Origin of the sequence: Pedobacter sp. WC2423, from assembly GCF_040822065.1 — a bacterium.
GTDB lineage: Bacteria > Bacteroidota > Bacteroidia > Sphingobacteriales > Sphingobacteriaceae > Pedobacter.
In genome coordinates this window covers 3740871-3759840 of record NZ_CP162005.1, presented here as the reverse complement: position 1 = coordinate 3759840, position 18970 = coordinate 3740871, and the positions used below count along the sequence as shown (strand labels likewise).

Here is an 18970-nt window from a genome sequence, read left to right as displayed (position 1 = left end):
TAAAGATCACTTTTTCTGTTAAAAAACAGGCCTTATCGATTTTTTTCTTCGCTGATCAGACAGTTTTGTTACATAATCATCTTTGAATAAGATGAAAAGAAATTTAATGTCCGGATTGCTTTTTATGCGAAATATATTGACATAGTCCTAGGTAATAGGCTGATATATCAATTATTTACGTTATCTTTGCGCCAAAATTTAGGCGCATTTTATGCAAAAAATAAGAAACATAGCTATTATAGCACACGTTGACCACGGTAAAACTACATTGGTTGATAAGATTTTACACACTTGTTCTATTTTTCGTGACAACGAGCAAACAGGTGACTTAATACTTGACAATAACGACCTGGAGAGAGAACGTGGTATTACCATCGTTTCCAAAAACGTTTCAGTAATGTATAAAGATATTAAAATTAATATCATTGATACACCTGGTCACGCCGATTTCGGTGGTGAAGTTGAACGTGTATTAAAAATGGCTGATGGTGTATTGTTGTTATGCGATGCGTTTGAAGGTGCAATGCCTCAAACTCGTTTCGTAACTCAAAAAGCATTGGCTTTAGGTTTGAAGCCTATTGTTGTTGTAAATAAAGTAGATAAAGAAAACTGTCGTCCTGAAGAGGTTTATGAGCAGATTTTTGAATTGTTCTTTAACCTTGAAGCTACAGAAGATCAGTTGGATTTCCCTGTAATCTACGGTTCATCTAAACAAGGATGGATGAGTACTGATTACACTAAACCAACTACAGATATTTTCCCTTTATTAGATGCAGTTGTTGCTAACATTCCAGCTCCGCAATTAATTGAAGGAACTTTACAAATGCAGATCACTTCGTTAGATTATTCATCTTTCGTAGGTCGTATTGCAGTTGGACGTGTTCACCGCGGATCGATTAAAGAAAACCAGCCGGTTACTTTAATCAAACGTGATGGTAAAATGGTAAAATCAAGAGTAAAAGAATTATACACTTTCGAAGGATTAGGTAAAATTCGTACTACTGAAGTATTTTCAGGTGATATCTGCGCAGTTGTAGGTATTGATGGATTTGACATCGGTGATACTATTGCTGATTTTGAAGCTCCTGAGCAATTACCAGTTATCAAAATTGATGAGCCGACTATGAACATGTTGTTCACAATCAACAACTCACCATTTTTCGGTAAAGAAGGTAAATTTGTTACTTCTCAACGTATCAAAGAACGTTTGTACAAAGAGATGGAGAAAAATCTTGCCTTGAAAGTTGTAGAAACAGAATCTCCTGATGCTTATTTAGTATACGGCAGAGGTATTCTGCATTTATCAGTATTAATCGAGACTATGCGTCGCGAAGGATACGAAATCCAGGTAGGACAGCCACAGGTAATTATCAAAGAAATTGATGGTAAGAAATGTGAGCCGGTTGAAACACTGATCGTTGACGTACCGGGTGAAGTTGCTGGTAAAGTAATTGAGCTGGTTACACAACGTAAAGGTGAACTGTTGATCATGGAGCCAAAAGGTGATTTACAACATTTAGAGTTTGAAATCCCTGCACGTGGTATCATTGGATTAAGAAATAACGTATTAACTGCTACAGGTGGTGAAGCTATTATGGCTCACCGTTTCAAAGCTTACGAGCCTTGGAAAGGTACTATTCCTGGAAGATTGAATGGTGTATTGGTTTCTATGGAAAAAGGAAGTACAACAGCTTATTCAATTGATAAATTACAGGATCGTGGCCGTTTCTTCGTTGATCCGGGTGTTGATGTTTATGAAGGTCAGATTATGGGTGAGCACATCCGTGATAATGATTTAGTAGTTAACATTGTTAAAGGAAAAGCTTTAACTAACATGCGTGCATCAGGTACAGATGATAGTAACCGTATTGCTCCGGCAATTAAGTTTTCTCTGGAAGAAGCAATGGAATATATCCAGGCTGATGAGTACATTGAAATCACTCCCTTAAGTATGCGTTTACGTAAAATCTACTTAACTGAAGGTGAACGTAAAATAAAAGGTAAAAACTTCTAAGTCCTTATAAATTGAGTATTAAGAGGGTGTCTTCATTTTGAAGACACCCTCTTTTAGTTAATGTGCAGACAGATCAAAAGGAACGACTACCTTAAAACTAATGTTCCGTCCCATGTTAAAAATACCAGGTTGTACACCGGCTGGTACATCCTTGTTATCAAAATACTTTAGCCTGCTCACATTTGACTGATAGTTCACATTGGCAAGGTTTCTGCCTTCTAGGAAGATCTGTACTATTGTTTTACCCGTTTTATTGACCAGACTGCCACCTATTCCGGCACTTAGTAAATTATAACCGGATGTATAGGTTTCCGTACCATAAGCGCCAAAAAAATGATCCTGGGCGCTAAAATGATCAAATCCTACAAAAGCATAACAATTTCTGATATTACCTCCAAATGCCTTATTGAAATTTCCTCTCAATTCACTGTGTGTATGCAATGGCGGAATAAAAGGGAGATATTTCAGGCTATCTGGCACCGGGCCGCCATTACCCAGATTGTGACCATAAGTCAGGGAGATTGAGTTTTCAAAATGAAGCCATGGCAACGGATGGATATCGAGACTGAACTCGCCTCCATTGATCCTTGCTTTACTTTGTACATAGCTAAAAGTGTTGTAGCCTTGAGTAAGAACGGGTGAGCCATCTGCATTGAGTAGTTGCTCCTGGAATATATAATTCTGAATGTTATTGTTGAATAGTTCTAAACTTGCTGTAACATTTGATAAATTCAGTATGGCACCGATATCTTCCTGAACATTAAATTCGGGTTTGAAATTATTATTTCCGATATGATAGATCTGAGAACCAGGATCAGACCCGTTGGCCGAAAGTTCGGCTATACTTGGTGCTCTGAAACCCCTTGCTATATTTGCCTTCAGCAGGAATTGATCAGAAAAGTTATAAGTACCCCCAAGACTTCCGGAAAGACCTGAAAATGTTTTCTTTAAGGCACTGAACTGTGAAACCACATTGGGAGCGGAAGTTGGATCCGGGCCATGGTAAAGGGCTGGAAAAGTAGCGTTCGTTGTATCAACATAGGCTGCCTGTCCGTTAAATGAACGACTATCATATCTTAGACCTGCCGAAAGATCTAACTTACCAAAACTCTTTTTTACAATAGCAAACGGGCCAATGTCAAATTGCTTATAGGCTGGTATTGGGAAATCAGTACTTTGTCCCAGTGTATTTTTTTGATACATACCATTTAATCCGACCGATGTTTCATAGCCATTTCCCAAAGTATAGTTATATTTTGCATCGTAAGTATAGGTAGTCAGGTTGAGATTTAATCCAGGTATAGCGGGCTCAGTCGGATGTGTATACTCTCTTCTGTGACTCAGCTGATAGCCTAAATTAACCACCAGATTTCCATTACCCAAAATGAAATTACTATTGCTATAGACCCGGTATAATTGAACACGCTGATGTAATGGTGTGATCTTATAAGAATTCAGTTCTGAAGGAGAAACAATAGTTCTGACTGTGTCTTCTGTAAGCTGTTTCGTAAACTTACGGGTTGCAGGATCACGGCTCCCATCGGGAATTTCCTGTAAATCATCAAAAATTGAAGCGTTGATATGTGTATATCCCCACGATTTATTCAGGCCCACCATTACCCTGGCATCTTTTTCCTTATACCCGGTATTGTAAACTCTGCCATCGTGCTGATTCTGATAATCCTTAGCTTGTTTAGCGGAAAGAATGGTGCCCCAAACCAAGCCATTCTGATTTCCGTATAACCTGAATGATCCATTAACCAATCCCTGATTTGTGCCATATGTTCCTTGTAATGATCCCAGGATCTTACCTTCAGGCACTGCGGCAGGCGTAATCAGGTTAACTACACCTCCTATAGCATCGGAGCCGTAGGATAAACTGGCCGGGCCTTTAATAACCTCTATACGGTCAATAGAATTCTGATCTGCTTCAATACCGTGTTCATCGCCCCATTGCTGACCTTCCTGGCGGATACCATCCTGTAAAGTGACCACGCGATTATAGCCCAGTCCATGGATAAAAGGTTTGGAAACATTCGGACCGGTAGTCAGCGCACTGATTCCTGGTAAATTAGCTATAGCATCAATGATGTTTCCCGAAGCTGCACGCTGATCTAAGTATACTTTACCTACTGCAACAATTGGAATAGGGCTCTTTTTTAATTCAGTTGCCCTGCTTACGCCTGTAATTACCACTTCACCTGCCTCGATGGTGGAAGCCTCCATCTGAATATCCAGACTGCTGATTTTTGCAAGGTCGACTGTACGTACAACTGTTGCATAGCCAATCATACTGAATTGTATCAGATAAGCACCTTTAGGCATATGACTCAGGAAGTATTTACCGCTGGCATCAGTGACATTCCCTATCTTAAGATCAGGAATAGTGATGGTTACCCCGCGAATCGGTTTATGGTCTGCCTTATCAGTTATTATCCCGGTCAGAGAACTTGTTAATGTACTTGCAGGCATATTTGCCGCATAGGAAGAGTGCTTAAAAAAAGTGAAAAGTAAGAGCATAAAAAGCCCTGTATAAAATGTTTTATGTTTCATAAATTTTATATAAATATGCTATATATCGAAAGGCCGGCTATAAAAGGATATAGTGGCAGCACCCAGACTGGGTTTAAGATCAGGAATAAACTAAAGGAGGGGAGAGCCCGTCAGAATGGCTCAGGAAAATACCTTTGTAATGTTGAAGGATGTCTTTCCAGTAAAATACAGCACTGTCCAGGATAAACGGTGAGTTGACATGTTCAATGGCAATAACAGAATGGACAGCCAGATCACAAACAGGGCACCTGACCCGTATGGTATTGAATGGCCTTGGTTTTTGTGTATGATGTAAAGCTGAAAAGGTGCTATGCTGATGCAGGTGACCATAAATAATCGACTGTCCCGCAAAAAGACATAATAGGAAAAAGCAGGAAAGTATACGATGACTTATACGGCTTCTCATGAGTATATTATATCTTTCATTATGTTATTTGGCAATATTAACCATAATATATTGTAAATGCAACAATGTTACTTTTTATTGCGTTGCTGTTCGTTAGTTAGTTCTTCAATTGTACAATAGATAAAGGGGTGATTTTTGCAAAGTTTCTTAGTTTTGTAGCTCAATAAATAATATCATGGAATCATTAAAAGGAAAAAATGCATTGATTACAGGTGCTGGTAAAGGAATTGGTCGTGCTTTGGCGATCGCTCTTGCGCAAGAGGGGGTAAATGTCGGACTGATTGCAAGGACAGCAGCTGATTTACAAAATGTAGCGGAAGAACTCAAAACTTTTAATGTTCAGGTGGCTGTCGTAACGGCAGATGTTGCTTCAATAGACGCTGTAAATACTGCTGTGGCGAAAGTAAAGACTGATTTAGGTGCTTTAGATATTCTGATCAACAATGCAGGTATCAGCTCTTTTGGTTCGTTCATGGAATTAGAACCAGCCAGATGGGAAGAAATAGTAAAAGTTAATTTATTCGGTGCCTATTACGTAACCCGGGCCGTTTTGCCAGAGATGATAGACCGTAAAACCGGCGACATCGTAAATATTTCTTCTACAGCCGGTCAGCGCGGAGCTGCGGTGACCAGTGCTTACAGTGCTTCTAAATTTGCATTAATTGGTCTTTCTGAATCACTGATGCAGGAGGTTCGCAAACATAATATCCGTGTGACAACCTTAACTCCAAGTACAGTCGCAACAGATATGGCTAAAGAGCTGAACCTTACTGACGGAAACCCGGACAAAGTAATGCAGCCAGAAGATCTTGCAGAATTAGTGGTGAGTCAATTGAAATTAAACCGCAGAGTTTTCGTAAAGGAAGCGGGACTTTGGTCTACCAACCCATAATCTGCCAACCTCTGATATGAAACGGATTTTTTACTGGCTTGCGGCCATAACATTAGTGATTGTGCTTCTTTTTGTACTGCTGTTTACCTGGCGCCCTGAACTGGTGCGTGTTTTACGGTATCAGTCTCCCGATGCCAATACCTATAAAATATTCCCGCAAGCCATTATCCAGCCTTCAGATACCGCTTTTAATTTCGTTAAAGCAGCAGTCAACCGGGATGACCTGGATACTGTTCATGTACTGAACTGGAAAAATGAATCCGTTCCATTGACTACCTACCTGAAAGACGGGAAGGCTACAGTTTTTATGGTCATCAGGAATGATACGATTATCTATCAGAAATTTGCCCCGGGTTATAGCGATACCACGCTGACCACACTTTTCTCTGTTGCCAAAACGATGGTATCTATCATGACAGGCGAAGCTTTAGCAGCAGGCAGGATTAAAAGCCTGGATGATCGCCTGATCCAGTATGTTCCTGAACTTAAAAGCAACCCTGCATTTGATCAGGTTACGCTCAGAAATTTACTGGAGATGAAATCAGGGCTGGAGTTTAAAGATGTTTACGGAGGTCTTATCGCTGCTTTTTTATCAGATGAGGCTAAATACTATTATATCGAAGACATTAAAAAGGAGCTGCTTCAGGTAAAGCTCGCAAACAAACCTGGTACCGTATGGAAGTATAAAAGTATAGATGCTTTCTTATTAACCTGGGCACTGGAAAATGCAACAGGGCAAAAGGCTGCTACTTACTTTCAAGATAAAATCTGGAAGAAAATCGGTACTGCTTATCCGGCAAGTTTCGGACTGGATCATCCGAATGGATTCCCCAATACTGCCAGCAGGTTTCAGTCTACCGCAATAGATTTAGCTAAACTGGGCCGTCTCTACCTGAATAAAGGCCGATATAACGGTAATCAGGTAATTCCGGAACAATGGGTTGGTCAGTCTGTTAGTCTGGGAAATGAAGTTCCTGCAAACGCTAAGGGCTGGCAAAAATCGGCTCATCACTATCTATGGTGGGTTCCGCAAGAAGGGGTGACCGGAGATTATGCCGCAGAAGGAATGAGAGGACAAAGGTTATACATTGATCCTTCAACTCATACCATCATTGTTCAGTTTTCAGAAAAAGGGGCAGGAGGATATCCTTTCAGAAAGGTTAGTCGTTATTTATCAGGTTTACCTTTTACTTATCCAGAGAATCCGCCTTTAGAATCAGCGATCAGTCAGTAAACCAAATCGTAGTAAAATTAATTAATCATTTGTTTTCTTATGCTTCACATAATACTGCGTCAGGTTGATCGCAATCCAGAAATGATTAACCAGGTTTGGAATCAATCCGTAATACTTCTGGAAAATGAGGAAACGTTCCTTTAAACTCGCAAAATGCTTTTGTTTAGAAATTCCGCCAACCAGGTATTTTGCTACATAAAGCTGTGTATTCACAATACTCGATGCCTTTTTTGCCGCTTTAATAATCCAGTCAATATCTGAACTGTATTTGTACTCTAAATCATAAGGCTCCGCTAAACTGCGTTTCACATAAATTGCCTGATGACTAATACTCATCCCATGTTTAAAACTGCGCCAGCTAAAACATTCTGGCGCACGGTGTCTCCTTTGTCCTAAACTCTGCCAGTTATCATTAAACATTTCAGTTTCCCCATAATAGATATCGGCTCCCGGTGCAGTCTCAAAAATATCCGTTACCGTTTCAGGTGCATAAATTTCATCCCCTGAATTCATAAACAAGACATAATCGCCGGTGGCTAATTTCAATCCTTTGTTCATCGCATCATAAATTCCCTTATCTTTTTCAGAAATAAACTGAGCCAGGCGGGATTTATACTTATAAATGATATCTTTTGTTCCATCCGTTGAAGCGCCATCAATCAGGATATATTCAATATTAGGGTATGTCTGATTTAACACCGAAAGCATAGTACGTTCGATATCCCTTACATTATTATATACGATGGTAATGACACTTAGCTTTGGCTGCAACATGAAATAAGTTATAATTGATTAACGTGGATGTAAATTGATCAGGGATTGATATAAAGCAATGTGTTTATCGGCAATAACGGCCTCAGAAAAATGTTTAAGTATAGTTAAACGGGCCTCCTTTTGAATCTCTGCCGCATTTTCCTCATGATATAACCACTCCATACCAGTAGCCAGATCTTCAGCAGATTCATAAGCTGCGAGATAGCCATTCACCAGATGTTCGACCATGTCCGGAATCCCACCTGTTTTAAAGGCCACTACCGGAGTTGCACAGGCCAGACTCTCCATAACCGTATTCGGTAAATTATCTTCCAGAGAAGCCGTAATAAACACGTCGGCGGCCGAATAACATTTCGCCAGGTGAGCATCATTATCTATTTTCCCCAGATAAGTAGTTTTAAAAGGGAAAACAGGCACATGAGTCTGATCCTTATTGCCAAAGATCAGTAATTCAATATTCTCTTTAACAATACCCGGTCTGGTGGCCAGATCGTTCATCGCTTCAATCAAATAAGCAGTTCCCTTATGTTTGTCATGATTAGAAGGCATAAAACCACTCATTAAAACAAACTTATCAGGATTAATATGTAAAGACCTCTTCGCTTCAGCCTTTACATAAGGCTTAAAAACATTAGTCTCAATAGTATTCGGAATAACCGTAGTTTCTCTTGCGCCCATCAAGCTGCTGAACTTTACCGAATCTGCCATCCAGCGGCTGGGTGCAACAATATGAAAACCCAGATTCGCATATCCTTTTTTCTTGCTTACCCAGTTCCAGTGAGAAATATCATTCGGACCGCTAATCTTTAACAGCGGACAAGACCCGCACTGCTTATGAAAATTCTCACAAGCATATCTCACATGACAGCCCCCTGTAAAAGCATTGCTATCATGAAAAGTCCAGACGATCGGCTTGTCAAGCTCTTCCAGCTCGGCCAGTTTCTTCGGTGTTAAAAAACCATGATTAATCCAGTGAATATGAATCAGATCCGCATCCTTCAATGCAGCATTGTCAATTACAGAGCGGCCAAACCACTGCAAAGAAAAAGGTGTTTTCAATGCTTTCGTTAAAAATTTGGCAAGGTACCTTTCCACCAGAATATTGAAAATGGCCCTTCCCTTTTGAAAGAGGCTTTTGCTAAACGAATCCGCTTTGCTGCTCTCCTTAAACTGGTAAAACACCATCACACGGGATTCAACGCCACTTGCCAGCAGCGCATCACTTAACCGGAGGCAAGCTCTTCCAGCCCCACCGTTTCCCTCGTATGTATTTAAATGGATTATCTTCAACAGTTCAAAATTACATATAATTGTTATCCTTTATTCGATGCCAAGAACAATTTATCACCTAAATTTCATCGGCTTCTTAATTTTTTAACTGTTTTCCCTTGAATATAATTAATTTTACGTCTCCCAAAATCAATAAAAAAACATATTTTTCTTCCATAACGTCAGATCTGCAAACTCTAGTACCCCATTTGACGTTATTAACCTGGAGAGAACAAACAAAAAAACAAAAAAAAGAAAACACAACATGGATAACCTTTTAACAGACAGACAATTTTGGGTAAACTATTGGGAAAGCAAAACAGGACTGTCAGTGAATATCCCTGCAAACTACCTCTTCCACAAAGAGCTCACTACCATAGCTCAAACCCAAAAAGTAAAAACTGCTATAGAACTCGGTGGATTTCCCGGCTACTACGCTGTCTTCCTTAAGAAATACCTGAAACTCGACGTTACCCTTTTAGACTACTTTGTTCACCAGCCTGTAACCAACGACCTGCTCAGAGCCAACGGCCTGAAAGAAAGCGACATCCACAGTGTTGAAACCGATCTGTTCAACCATAAAGAAACCCAGCAATACGACCTAGTCCTATCCTGCGGTTTGATCGAGCACTTCAATGACACCGCCGACATTATCCAGCGCCACATAGATTTCGTCAAACCAGGAGGAACCCTGTTTATCACCTTACCAAACTTCAAAGCCATCAACGGCTGGTTCCAGAAATCCTTTGACAAGGCCAACTACGATAAACATAACATCTCCTGCATGGATCCCACTCTCCTGGCAGAAATCTGTAAAAAAGCCGGCCTCGAAGTGATCCAGTCCAAATACTTCGGGCACTTCAGTATCTGGCTCGAAAACGAAAAACAACGCTCAGCAGGAGTAAAACTCCTGAAGAAATCCATATGGCTTGCCGGGAAAGTATTTACAAAAATACTCCCATTCAACTCCCGTCAACTGTCCCCATATATCATTCTGGAAGCCAGAAAACACAAGTAAAAGCAATCCTAAAACATGAGTAAGAGTTTTCATCTAATCTGCACTCTGCCAAACCATCCCAGTATCTGAGAAGGAGATCTTCTTTTAAGTAACAGTAACAGGATTTGTCATCCCATTTGAGAAATTAAAAACCCGCGATACTGCAGGTGACCAGCGTTGGTTTTACCAACAAAGGGCACCTGCAGTATCGCGGGTTTTTATATTTCCCTGGTGGAAAAACCTACTTTAAAAGACCAATCCCTTTCAGATACCTCTTCACCCGATCTACCAAACTCCCCTTCCTCGTACTCAAAAACCCCCTTATAGCCTGATAAGCCATAACACTCTCCTCAACAACCTCCGGAAAAACCGTCACCCTTTTCGGATTAATAATCACATTATAAATATCATTGATCCCAGAATGTACCCCAGAACCATCATGGCCAATATTATTCACTAACGACTGGCTCGGATTCAACGTTAACCCGCCCCTTAAAAAAATCGAAGCATACCACCTGATTGCCCACGAATTATTCCTTCCAGCCTTAAAATCCTTCATCTGTTTCCAGAAATTCATTTGATGCTCAATAGAAAACTCTGACCTTTTTCTGGCATCAAACTGCTTCATTAATACGTCGATATCCGGCTCAAAATATTGCCACGCCCTGTCCCAAGTCGCCCAGCCCCAGCTTGTTGCCGCTCTGTAAAAAAACGTTTCCGGCAGCCCATTCTCCTTCAGCGGGTACATATAAGCCCCAATATGCATCACCCTTTCCTGATCACGATAACGATTCAGTGCATCATTAAAATAAGTCAGTGTATAAGGCGAACTCACTAAATCATCCTCAAAAACAATCACCCGCTTATAATCCTTCACCAATCTGCTTACCCCTGCAATAACAGACTCAGCAAGGCCCATATTATTCTTTCTCTCTATAATCTCTACAGACCTGAATCCCTCAATATGCTTCAATAACTCCCTTACTTCCCTCACACTTTCTTCGTCGGCATCTGACTTTGGGCCATCAGAAAAAACAAATAACCTGCTTTCAGCAGCCATTTCATTCTGTCTCAAAAACTTGAGTGTACGTTCAGTATGCTTGGGTCTGTTGTAAACAAATAAGGCAATAGGAGCGAAACTTTGCATGGGTTAAAATATTTGAAGTGTCTGACTTGATTTTTTCGTTAAAACGGTATATGCATTCCCATATTGTTCCTGCTTTTTTGTTCCCAGTAAATTTCCAGCCAATTTCTTGATCCGGTATTCCAATTCAATCCTCAGTACTTTTGAAAAAGTCTTAGGCGTCTTATTATTAATAAACTGGTTGAATTTGATTGTTGCCGTAGGTGTCATAGAGACCTTATCATCGATAATCTCTAAACCCTCACTCTGCAATAAAAAACGCAATGCAGTAGGTGTATACATATTAATATGGCCATAATCCAGGAAATGTTTCATCCTTTTATCTACCCCGAAACGGTAATCCAAAGGCACTTCGACTACAATATGCTTAGCCACACGCTTTAATTCCCGGATTAAAATTCGTTCGTGCTCCACATGCTCCAGCACATGTGCTAGAATAACCAGATCAAACTCATTATCTCCATAAGGAATCTGGTAACCATCAAAACTCTTTACCTCTTTCAACCTGCTCAAACCGCGGTTCTGAATCAGAGAAACACCCGTATCAGCAATTTCCAGTGCATAAAGCTCCTTTCCGAAATTCTGTTCATTTAAAAAATGGAGAATACTGCCATCACCCGCACCAACTTCCAGTACCTTAACAGGCTGGATACTTTTGCAGACATCCATAATATTCTTTGCTTTAGCTTCCGCGCCAAGCATGCGCCAGGTCGTATCGGTCTGCGTATAAAAATTGTCGTATGCTGATTTTACTTCATCGCTTAACATGGCAAAAATTCTTTTTAGGTATAGTTTGAGATCTGAAAAATCCGGATAAATTAAACATGAGGCGGATTTTCATGACGATTGAATATTTTTTGAAATACAGTGAACAAAAATAATGATTTTAACATCATTATACCCTGGCCCCTGGTTTTGGGAATTAATAAAAGATAAAAAGCACTGACCGCACAAGCGATTAAAGTAGCTATAGATGCACCGACACCACCATATTTGGGAATCAGCCATAAATTAAGTAATATGTTGATCACAGCACCCATGGCTGTACGTTGGAAAGATATCATGGTATAACCCTCTGCCAGCAAATACTGTGAACTTGCACTACCCAGAAAAACGAATAAACCAGACCAGATATGTATCGCCAGCATTTGTCCTGCACCATTATAAGTGTCCCCATAAAGGAACTGAATAATAAAAGGAGCTAAAAATGTGATCACTACTGCTACCGGTAAGCTAATAAATACCAGCAAATCATATAAATTCCTCAAACGTTTCTGATACCGGCCAAGATCAGTTTTTCGCGCATGGATTAAAGCTGGAAAAACAGAGGTTACAATAGCGACAGGAATAAAAAACCAGGCCTCACTGATTTTTGCTGCGGCACTGTAAATACCAACCTCTACACTACCTACACTCTTTAACATCACCTGATCAATCTTCATATAGATAGAAACCATAACTGCCGAAAGTATCAGCGGAAAAGACTGTTTCAACAAACTAACAGCTCTTTTACGACTAAAAGTCCAGGTGAATAAACTGAATCCCCTTTGATGATACATATAGACTAAACCAGTTGCGAGCGCAAGACTGTCAAAAGTTAAGGAAGCGGCAAAATAGATCAGCGGCATTTTACAAACGACCAGCAAAACCTTCACCACAGCAGATAACACCACGCAGATATTCTGTACCTTAACTACATATTTTGAAGCAACCTGCGATTGAAAATAAGAATCAATCACGTTGAACGACTTGAAAAAAGAAGCGAAAGACAAGATTAAAATAATCCAGGTCAGAGAATCTCCCGGTTTCTCAGAATAATTATGGAAAAGCAGGTAAATACCAACCGTAATGGGAATTAATAAGGCATTAACCCCTAAACGCATCAATAAAGAAGTGCCTAAAATCTCATCTTTTTTACTGGGCTCATTCAGGATTTCCCGAATGATAAAAGTATCCAGCCCTAAAGCACCGACAGCAGCGATAATCATTGTAAATGCATCTGCAAAACTAAGTTCTCCAAAAGAAGAAGCACGAAGATACCGCGCAATCACGAAGCCAACCACCATGCTGAGAATTTTCCCAAACATCAGCCAGCCAGTATTTTTAAAATACTTGTTAAACGCTTCCTCGTCAAAACCTTTTAAACCCGGTAATTTCATCCGCGCAAAGATGTGAAATTAAAAACTCTTCTCAATTCGCTTTAATTGTTTCAAATGATGTTTTAAATGGATTTCCATAAAACGAAACCATTGTGATGCATTTAAATAACCTAAACGTGGATGACGGGTTTTAAGTGCAGGATCTGCCAAATGAAGCTGACCATAGACCATATCAAGTTCTTCAAGAAATTTCTGTATAAATGCAGCAGCGGCCTCTTTCGTGATTTTCGTTTCCCTTCCAACTAATGCTTTTGGTACTTTATATTTAGCGTTTGGTGGAAAACTTCCGAAAAACAGGATTATTTTGACAATAAAAGCAGTAGACTTTATTTTTCCTTCGCCCTTGATACAATTTTCAACTTCTTTGATCGTCAGTATACTGAACTCAAAAATATGAGCATATACTTCACTGTATGACCATCCTCCAATAGGCGGTGTTAATTGGAACTGACCGTCAGGAACCTCCCGTAAAAAATCATGGTATTTTGCTGAAATGTCTTTCAGCGAAGAAAAAATGGAAGGATTGCGCATGGGCCGGCTTGTAGTTTTAGTCAATTTAAATTCAGGTCATCATTGAGCTGATCACCTGAATTTAAAGAGCTATTCTGATTAAAACAGCAAATTGCTAAAAATGTTGCATTAATTCTTCCAGATGTAATATTTGCCATTCTACATCAGCAGGCTTAGTGATATTTAAAGGATTAAAGAAAATAGCTTTGATTCCGAAATCCTGGGCGCCGCGGATATCGGCTTCCAGGCTATCACCAATCATGATGCTCTCTTGTTTCTTTGCACCAGCTTTTTGCAGTGCATATTCGAAAATTGCACGGTCAGGCTTATTCACGCCCACATCTTCAGAAATAATTACATTCGAAAAATATGGGTTTAAATTACACGTAGCCATTTTAGTTAAGGTCGTTTCCTTGAACCCGTTGGAGATAATATGCAGCGTATATTTCTGTTGTAAATAAGCCAGTACTTTTTCCGATCCTTCGAATAAGTTCTTTTTTCTTGGGCTTTGATTTACATAATCAGCTTCAAATCCCTGGGGAACTAAATCCGGAGCTATGCCCAGCTGAACAAAAGTTCTGCTAAAACGCTCAGATCTCAATACGTCTTTGGTGATTTTCCCCAAATGATATTCTGCCCAGAGCGAATGGTTATTTTCTGTATAAACAGCTATAAATAAATCGCAGTCAGGAAGGCCAAGCAGGTTCAGCTCATACTGATGATATAATTCAGTTAAGGTTTCTCCCGCATTTTTATCAAAATCCCAGATCGTATGGTCTAAATCAAAAAAGATATGTTTTATCATTTGATACTTAGATTTTGGTTCCGTAAGCAAGATCACCTGCGTCTCCTAATCCAGGTACAATATATGATTTAACCGTCATTTCTTCGTCTATAGCACCTAACCATAATTTGGCATGTGGTAAGTTTGCGCGTACATGTTTCACTCCTTCAGCGCTTGCAATTGCAGCTACAATATGTAATTCTTTAATTTTGTACTTTGCCATCAGTTCTTTACAGCATAAGACCATGCTTAAGCCAGTAGCCAGCATCGGATCAACCATAACCAACACTTTGTCCGTTAAATCCGGAGAAGAGATATAATCTACATGAATCTCTATCGTTCCCGCAGGATTTGACTTCCGGTAAGCAGTAACAAATGCGGCGTCGGCCCGGTCAAAGATATTTAACATACCCTGTTGCATAGGCAGCCCGGCACGTAAAATCGTGGCGAGTACAGGCTGACTATCCAGTGCTTTGGTTTTTGCAATCCCCAGTGGAGTTTGTGTCTCTGAATCGTTATATAGTAGATTTCTGCTGATTTCCCAGGCAAAAAATTCACCTAGCCTCTCCAGGTTTTTACGGAAACGCATCGTATCCTTCTGTATATTTTCATCACGCAGCTCTGCCATGAAAATATTCGCAATAGAATTTGTTTTACTCAGGTCAAATATCATCCTGTAAAGATAAAAAATTGCTTAACAATTGTGTGTATAGTCTTCTTCCAACTTTCCCTTTACCGAATTCGGGTAAAGTTTCTTTATGCCATAATACGTGAAAATGACCATTTAACAATTTAACGTTTGCGATCAATCTGCCCCATTGGGCAAGCGTTTCATCAATATTGAAAGTTCTGTTCTGTAAGAGAATAGCATCATTGATAGCTACAGGATATAGCTGTAAATGCGTAGTTTTTTCCAGCTGAAGATCATACCAGAAAAACGGAGTACATGTACCAGCTCTGAAACCAATTGTAGTATCATAACCCATTCTGTAATCTTTGAGCACACCCGATTTAAGCAGCTGCAAATAGCTTTTTGGAAAGCTGATCTGCCGGTCGCAAATCAGGTCTACTCCGGCAGAAGGTTTAAAAAAGTAAACGGGTGCCAGCCGGTATTTTTCATGCTGTTCATTTAGAAATAATGATAATCCGCTACCCTTTGCCTGAGCGGTAGCTTTGGGACGCGAAATCAAAGGGATATTCCTTAAAAAATTAATAGCATGCTTGAAGATATTAAATGAGCTGATTCCCGGTGCATCATACATGCAGACCAGCGGAGTGAACTCAAATTTCTTTTGTCCGAAATGGAGCTTGGGATAACGCTTTAATAACATATTTTTAAGCAGCAGTGCCCAGCCATCTATGACAGGAAATTCCAGCAGCTTAAGTTTAGATTGCAGACTGGCTTCAGGAGGATAATTTCCTGCTGTACCCGGGGTAAAAGGAAGGTATTCTTCATAGCGGCTCACAAAATAAAACGCTGCTGCGAAAACATCAAATGGCAAACTGCTGTTATCAACGGCAAAAGGGACTATCATATCCCCGAAGGTTGTGGTTTTTATATTTGGAGACGAAATGGTATGCGCAAGCAGGAAATCGGAATTCTTGAAAAAAGGCTCATCGCCAACAGGCATATCGGAGTAAGTGATTTTAGGCAAGGGTGAAGCTTTAAATTCTTGCACATTCGAACTGAACCCTGCTTGTGTTTTGAGGATATCGGTGAAAATAAAGTTAAAAACATACTTAATCCTGGGTGTAAGTATGGGAACATATACCAGTAATTTCATGCTGCCAATAAATTTAGGATATAATCACGACAATCCAATACATCAATAATTGTTATCTTTGAATAGCTATGAAATTTCAACTTGTTTCAGATTATAAACCTACGGGTGATCAACCAGCCGCCATTGAACAACTGGTTACAGGCGTTAACAATAATGAAAATTATCAGACTTTGCTGGGGGTTACAGGATCTGGTAAAACGTTTACTGTAGCCAATGTGATTCAGCAAACGCAGAAACCTACATTGATTCTGAGCCACAATAAAACACTGGCTGCCCAGTTATATGGAGAATTCAAGAACTTCTTTCCTGAAAATCAGGTCAATTATTTTGTTTCTTACTATGATTACTATCAGCCAGAGGCTTATATGCCCAGCAGTAATACCTATATCGAAAAGGATTTAAGTATCAATGAAGAGATTGAAAAACTCAGGCTGAGAACAACTTCTGCCTTAATGTCGGGCCGCAGGGACGTGATTGTCGTTTCTTCGATTTCCTGTATTTATGGTATGGGAAATCCGGAAGATTTCTCCCGCTCGGTATTCCGGTTTGCGGTAGGGACCAGGGTTTCCAGAAATACATTCCTGCATAGTCTGGTAGAAATTTTATATGCTCGGACTATCAATGACTTTAAAAGAGGAACATTCAGAGTGAAGGGGGATACAGTTGATATCTTTCCGGCTTATCTGGACACGGCTTACCGGATTTCTTTTTTCGGCGATGATATCGAAGAATTGAGCATTATTGATCCGGTAACGGGCAAAACATTAGAAAAAGTGGAAGATATGGCCGTTTATCCGGCAAATCTGTTTGTAACCCCGAAAGATAGATTTACTTCTTCGATCTGGGGAATTCAGGAAGAACTGGAAGTACGTAAAAATCAATTGATAGGAGACAGGCAGTTACTGGAAGCCAAGCGATTGGAAGAAAGAGTCAATTTTGATATTGAAATGATGAAAGAACTGGGTTATTGCTCAGGTATTGAGAATTATTCAAGGTTCTTCGATGGCCGTCAGCCCGGCATGCGCCCTTTCTGTTTGCTGGATTATTTTCCTGAAGATTACCTGATGGTGATTGATGAAAGTCATGTAACTGTACCACAAATCAGGGCAATGTACGGCGGAGACAGGTCGCGTAAAATGTCATTGGTAGAATATGGTTTCCGCTTACCTTCTGCACTGGACAACAGACCTTTAAACTTTGAAGAGTTTGAAAGTCTTGCGCCGCAGACCATTTACGTAAGTGCAACACCAGCGGATTATGAATTGCAGAAAACTGAGGGAGTTGTGGTCGAACAAGTAATCCGTCCTACAGGGTTGCTTGATCCGCTGATCGAAGTGCGTCCGGCAATTAATCAGGTTGATGATTTACTGGATGAAATTGACAAAACTATAAAAATGGGCGACCGTGTACTGGTAACCACCCTGACCAAACGCATGGCAGAGGAGTTAACTAAATACATGGACAGGCTGAATATTAAATGCCGTTATATCCACTCTGAGGTGAAAACACTGGAAAGAGTAGAGATTTTAAGGGGATTACGTTTAGGTGAGTTTGATGTGCTGATCGGGATCAACTTGTTAAGAGAAGGACTGGATTTACCGGAAGTCTCTTTTGTAGCGATCCTGGATGCCGATAAGGAAGGGTTTTTAAGATCAGACCGGGCATTGATCCAGACCGTTGGCAGGGCGGCGAGAAATGACAGGGGAAGGGTAATTCTTTATGCGGATAAAATAACAGATTCCATGGCCAGAACCATAGATGAAACCAGCCGCCGCAGAGAGCGGCAGATTGCTTACAATACTGAGCATGGCATCACTCCTAAAACTGTAGGGAAGAGCAGAGAGGCGATTCTGGAACAGACTTCTGTACTGGACTTCTCGGCGAATACAGATCATAAAAATGCGTATGTGGAAACTAACCAGGCCAGTATAATGGCAGATCCGATTGTGCAGTATATGACACAGCCGGAAATGCAGAAATCAATTGATAAAACGCGTAAAGATATGGCTAAAGCAGCCAAGGATATGGATTTCTTAATGGCTGCGCGGTTGCGTGATGAAATGTTCGCAATGGAAACAGTTTTTGCAGAGCGATTCGGTAAACAAAAAGTTAAATAATGGACGGAAAGAACAGAGCGGATATTTATCCGGGATTAGAAGTCGAAATCATTTTAAAGAAAGATCAGCGCAGCGGGAAGCTGACCAGGGGAATAGTCGCTAACTTATTGACTTCCTCAGCTTTTCACTCCCGTGGAATTAAAGTTCGTCTGGAAGACGGACAAATAGGAAGGGTTGCAGAAATTGTTGAAGAAGATTAGGTCTATAAATAGGCTTAAATGCTTATTAAAGCAGCATTTCTGTACAGATTGTAATTATTATATAACAAACAGGCAGTCTTTGTATTAATCAGCATTGAATTCTGTCTATATTTGTAGATTAACTGAAAAAATA

17 protein-coding genes are annotated in these 18970 nt (G+C 40.1%); 6 read left to right on the top strand and 11 right to left on the bottom strand.

What is annotated here, in order from left to right:
• The first annotated feature begins 211 nt into the window (after positions 1–211).
• Positions 212–2014: a translational GTPase TypA gene (typA, locus tag AB3G38_RS15455; protein WP_183868321.1), complete on the top strand. Its 1803-nt coding sequence runs from the start codon at positions 212–214 to the stop codon at positions 2012–2014.
• A gap of 57 nt (positions 2015–2071) precedes the next feature.
• Here the strand turns inward: typA and AB3G38_RS15450 are convergent, their stop codons facing one another.
• Both AB3G38_RS15450 and AB3G38_RS15445 read right to left on the bottom strand, forming a co-directional pair.
• Positions 2072–4567: a TonB-dependent receptor gene (locus AB3G38_RS15450; RefSeq protein ID WP_367864771.1), complete on the bottom strand. Its 2496-nt coding sequence runs from the start codon at positions 4565–4567 to the stop codon at positions 2072–2074.
• Positions 4568–4646: 79 nt separating this feature from the next.
• Positions 4647–4973, bottom strand: a complete 327-nt coding sequence (locus AB3G38_RS15445) for a hypothetical protein (RefSeq protein ID WP_367864770.1) — start codon at positions 4971–4973, stop codon at positions 4647–4649.
• 175 nt (positions 4974–5148) lie between these two features.
• Here AB3G38_RS15445 and AB3G38_RS15440 point away from each other — a divergent pair, with 175 nt between their 5' ends.
• A complete protein-coding gene (locus tag AB3G38_RS15440; protein ID WP_367864769.1) occupies positions 5149–5865 on the top strand; it encodes a 3-ketoacyl-ACP reductase in 717 nt (238 codons plus the stop codon).
• A 16-nt stretch (positions 5866–5881) separates the two neighbouring features.
• Positions 5882–7099: a serine hydrolase domain-containing protein gene (locus AB3G38_RS15435; RefSeq protein ID WP_367864768.1), complete on the top strand. Its 1218-nt coding sequence runs from the start codon at positions 5882–5884 to the stop codon at positions 7097–7099.
• A gap of 21 nt (positions 7100–7120) precedes the next feature.
• Here AB3G38_RS15435 and AB3G38_RS15430 read toward each other — a convergent pair whose 3' ends face one another.
• Positions 7121–7873, bottom strand: a complete 753-nt coding sequence (locus AB3G38_RS15430; protein ID WP_367864767.1) for a glycosyltransferase family 2 protein — start codon at positions 7871–7873, stop codon at positions 7121–7123.
• An 18-nt stretch (positions 7874–7891) separates the two neighbouring features.
• Positions 7892–9163 carry a glycosyltransferase gene (locus tag AB3G38_RS15425; RefSeq protein ID WP_367864766.1) on the bottom strand — a complete coding sequence of 424 codons (1272 nt, stop codon included), beginning with the start codon at positions 9161–9163 and terminating at the stop codon, positions 7892–7894.
• Positions 9164–9407: 244 nt separating this feature from the next.
• Between AB3G38_RS15425 and AB3G38_RS15420 the strand changes: the two genes are divergently transcribed.
• Positions 9408–10160: a class I SAM-dependent methyltransferase gene (locus AB3G38_RS15420; protein WP_367864765.1), complete on the top strand. Its 753-nt coding sequence runs from the start codon at positions 9408–9410 to the stop codon at positions 10158–10160.
• A 220-nt stretch (positions 10161–10380) separates the two neighbouring features.
• On the opposite strand, the gene AB3G38_RS15415 is transcribed toward AB3G38_RS15420, so the two are convergent.
• From AB3G38_RS15415 to AB3G38_RS15385, 7 genes are all read right to left on the bottom strand, one after another.
• Complete coding sequence (locus AB3G38_RS15415; protein WP_367864764.1) at positions 10381–11286, bottom strand: glycosyltransferase; 906 nt, start codon at positions 11284–11286, stop codon at positions 10381–10383.
• 3 nt (positions 11287–11289) lie between these two features.
• Complete coding sequence (locus tag AB3G38_RS15410) at positions 11290–12051, bottom strand: class I SAM-dependent methyltransferase (protein WP_367864763.1); 762 nt, start codon at positions 12049–12051, stop codon at positions 11290–11292.
• 50 nt (positions 12052–12101) lie between these two features.
• Positions 12102–13442, bottom strand: coding sequence for a flippase (locus tag AB3G38_RS15405; RefSeq protein WP_367864762.1), 1341 nt, complete (start codon positions 13440–13442; stop codon positions 12102–12104).
• A gap of 18 nt (positions 13443–13460) precedes the next feature.
• Positions 13461–13973: a DinB family protein gene (locus AB3G38_RS15400; RefSeq protein ID WP_367864761.1), complete on the bottom strand. Its 513-nt coding sequence runs from the start codon at positions 13971–13973 to the stop codon at positions 13461–13463.
• A gap of 94 nt (positions 13974–14067) precedes the next feature.
• Positions 14068–14757, bottom strand: coding sequence for a YjjG family noncanonical pyrimidine nucleotidase (locus AB3G38_RS15395; protein WP_367864760.1), 690 nt, complete (start codon positions 14755–14757; stop codon positions 14068–14070).
• Positions 14758–14764: 7 nt separating this feature from the next.
• Positions 14765–15409, bottom strand: coding sequence for a uracil phosphoribosyltransferase (upp, locus tag AB3G38_RS15390; RefSeq protein WP_367864759.1), 645 nt, complete (start codon positions 15407–15409; stop codon positions 14765–14767).
• Positions 15399–16520 (bottom strand): hypothetical protein, encoded by a 1122-nt coding sequence (locus tag AB3G38_RS15385; protein ID WP_367864758.1) that lies wholly within the window; start codon positions 16518–16520, stop codon positions 15399–15401. The genes upp and AB3G38_RS15385 overlap by 11 nt, the downstream gene beginning before the upstream one ends.
• A 68-nt stretch (positions 16521–16588) precedes the next feature.
• Here AB3G38_RS15385 and uvrB point away from each other — a divergent pair, with 68 nt between their 5' ends.
• Both uvrB and AB3G38_RS15375 read left to right on the top strand, forming a co-directional pair.
• Positions 16589–18637: an excinuclease ABC subunit UvrB gene (gene uvrB, locus AB3G38_RS15380; RefSeq protein WP_367864757.1), complete on the top strand. Its 2049-nt coding sequence runs from the start codon at positions 16589–16591 to the stop codon at positions 18635–18637.
• Positions 18637–18837: a YwbE family protein gene (locus AB3G38_RS15375; RefSeq protein WP_068405291.1), complete on the top strand. Its 201-nt coding sequence runs from the start codon at positions 18637–18639 to the stop codon at positions 18835–18837. The genes uvrB and AB3G38_RS15375 overlap by 1 nt, the downstream gene beginning before the upstream one ends.
• The last annotated feature ends 133 nt before the right edge of the window (positions 18838–18970 follow it).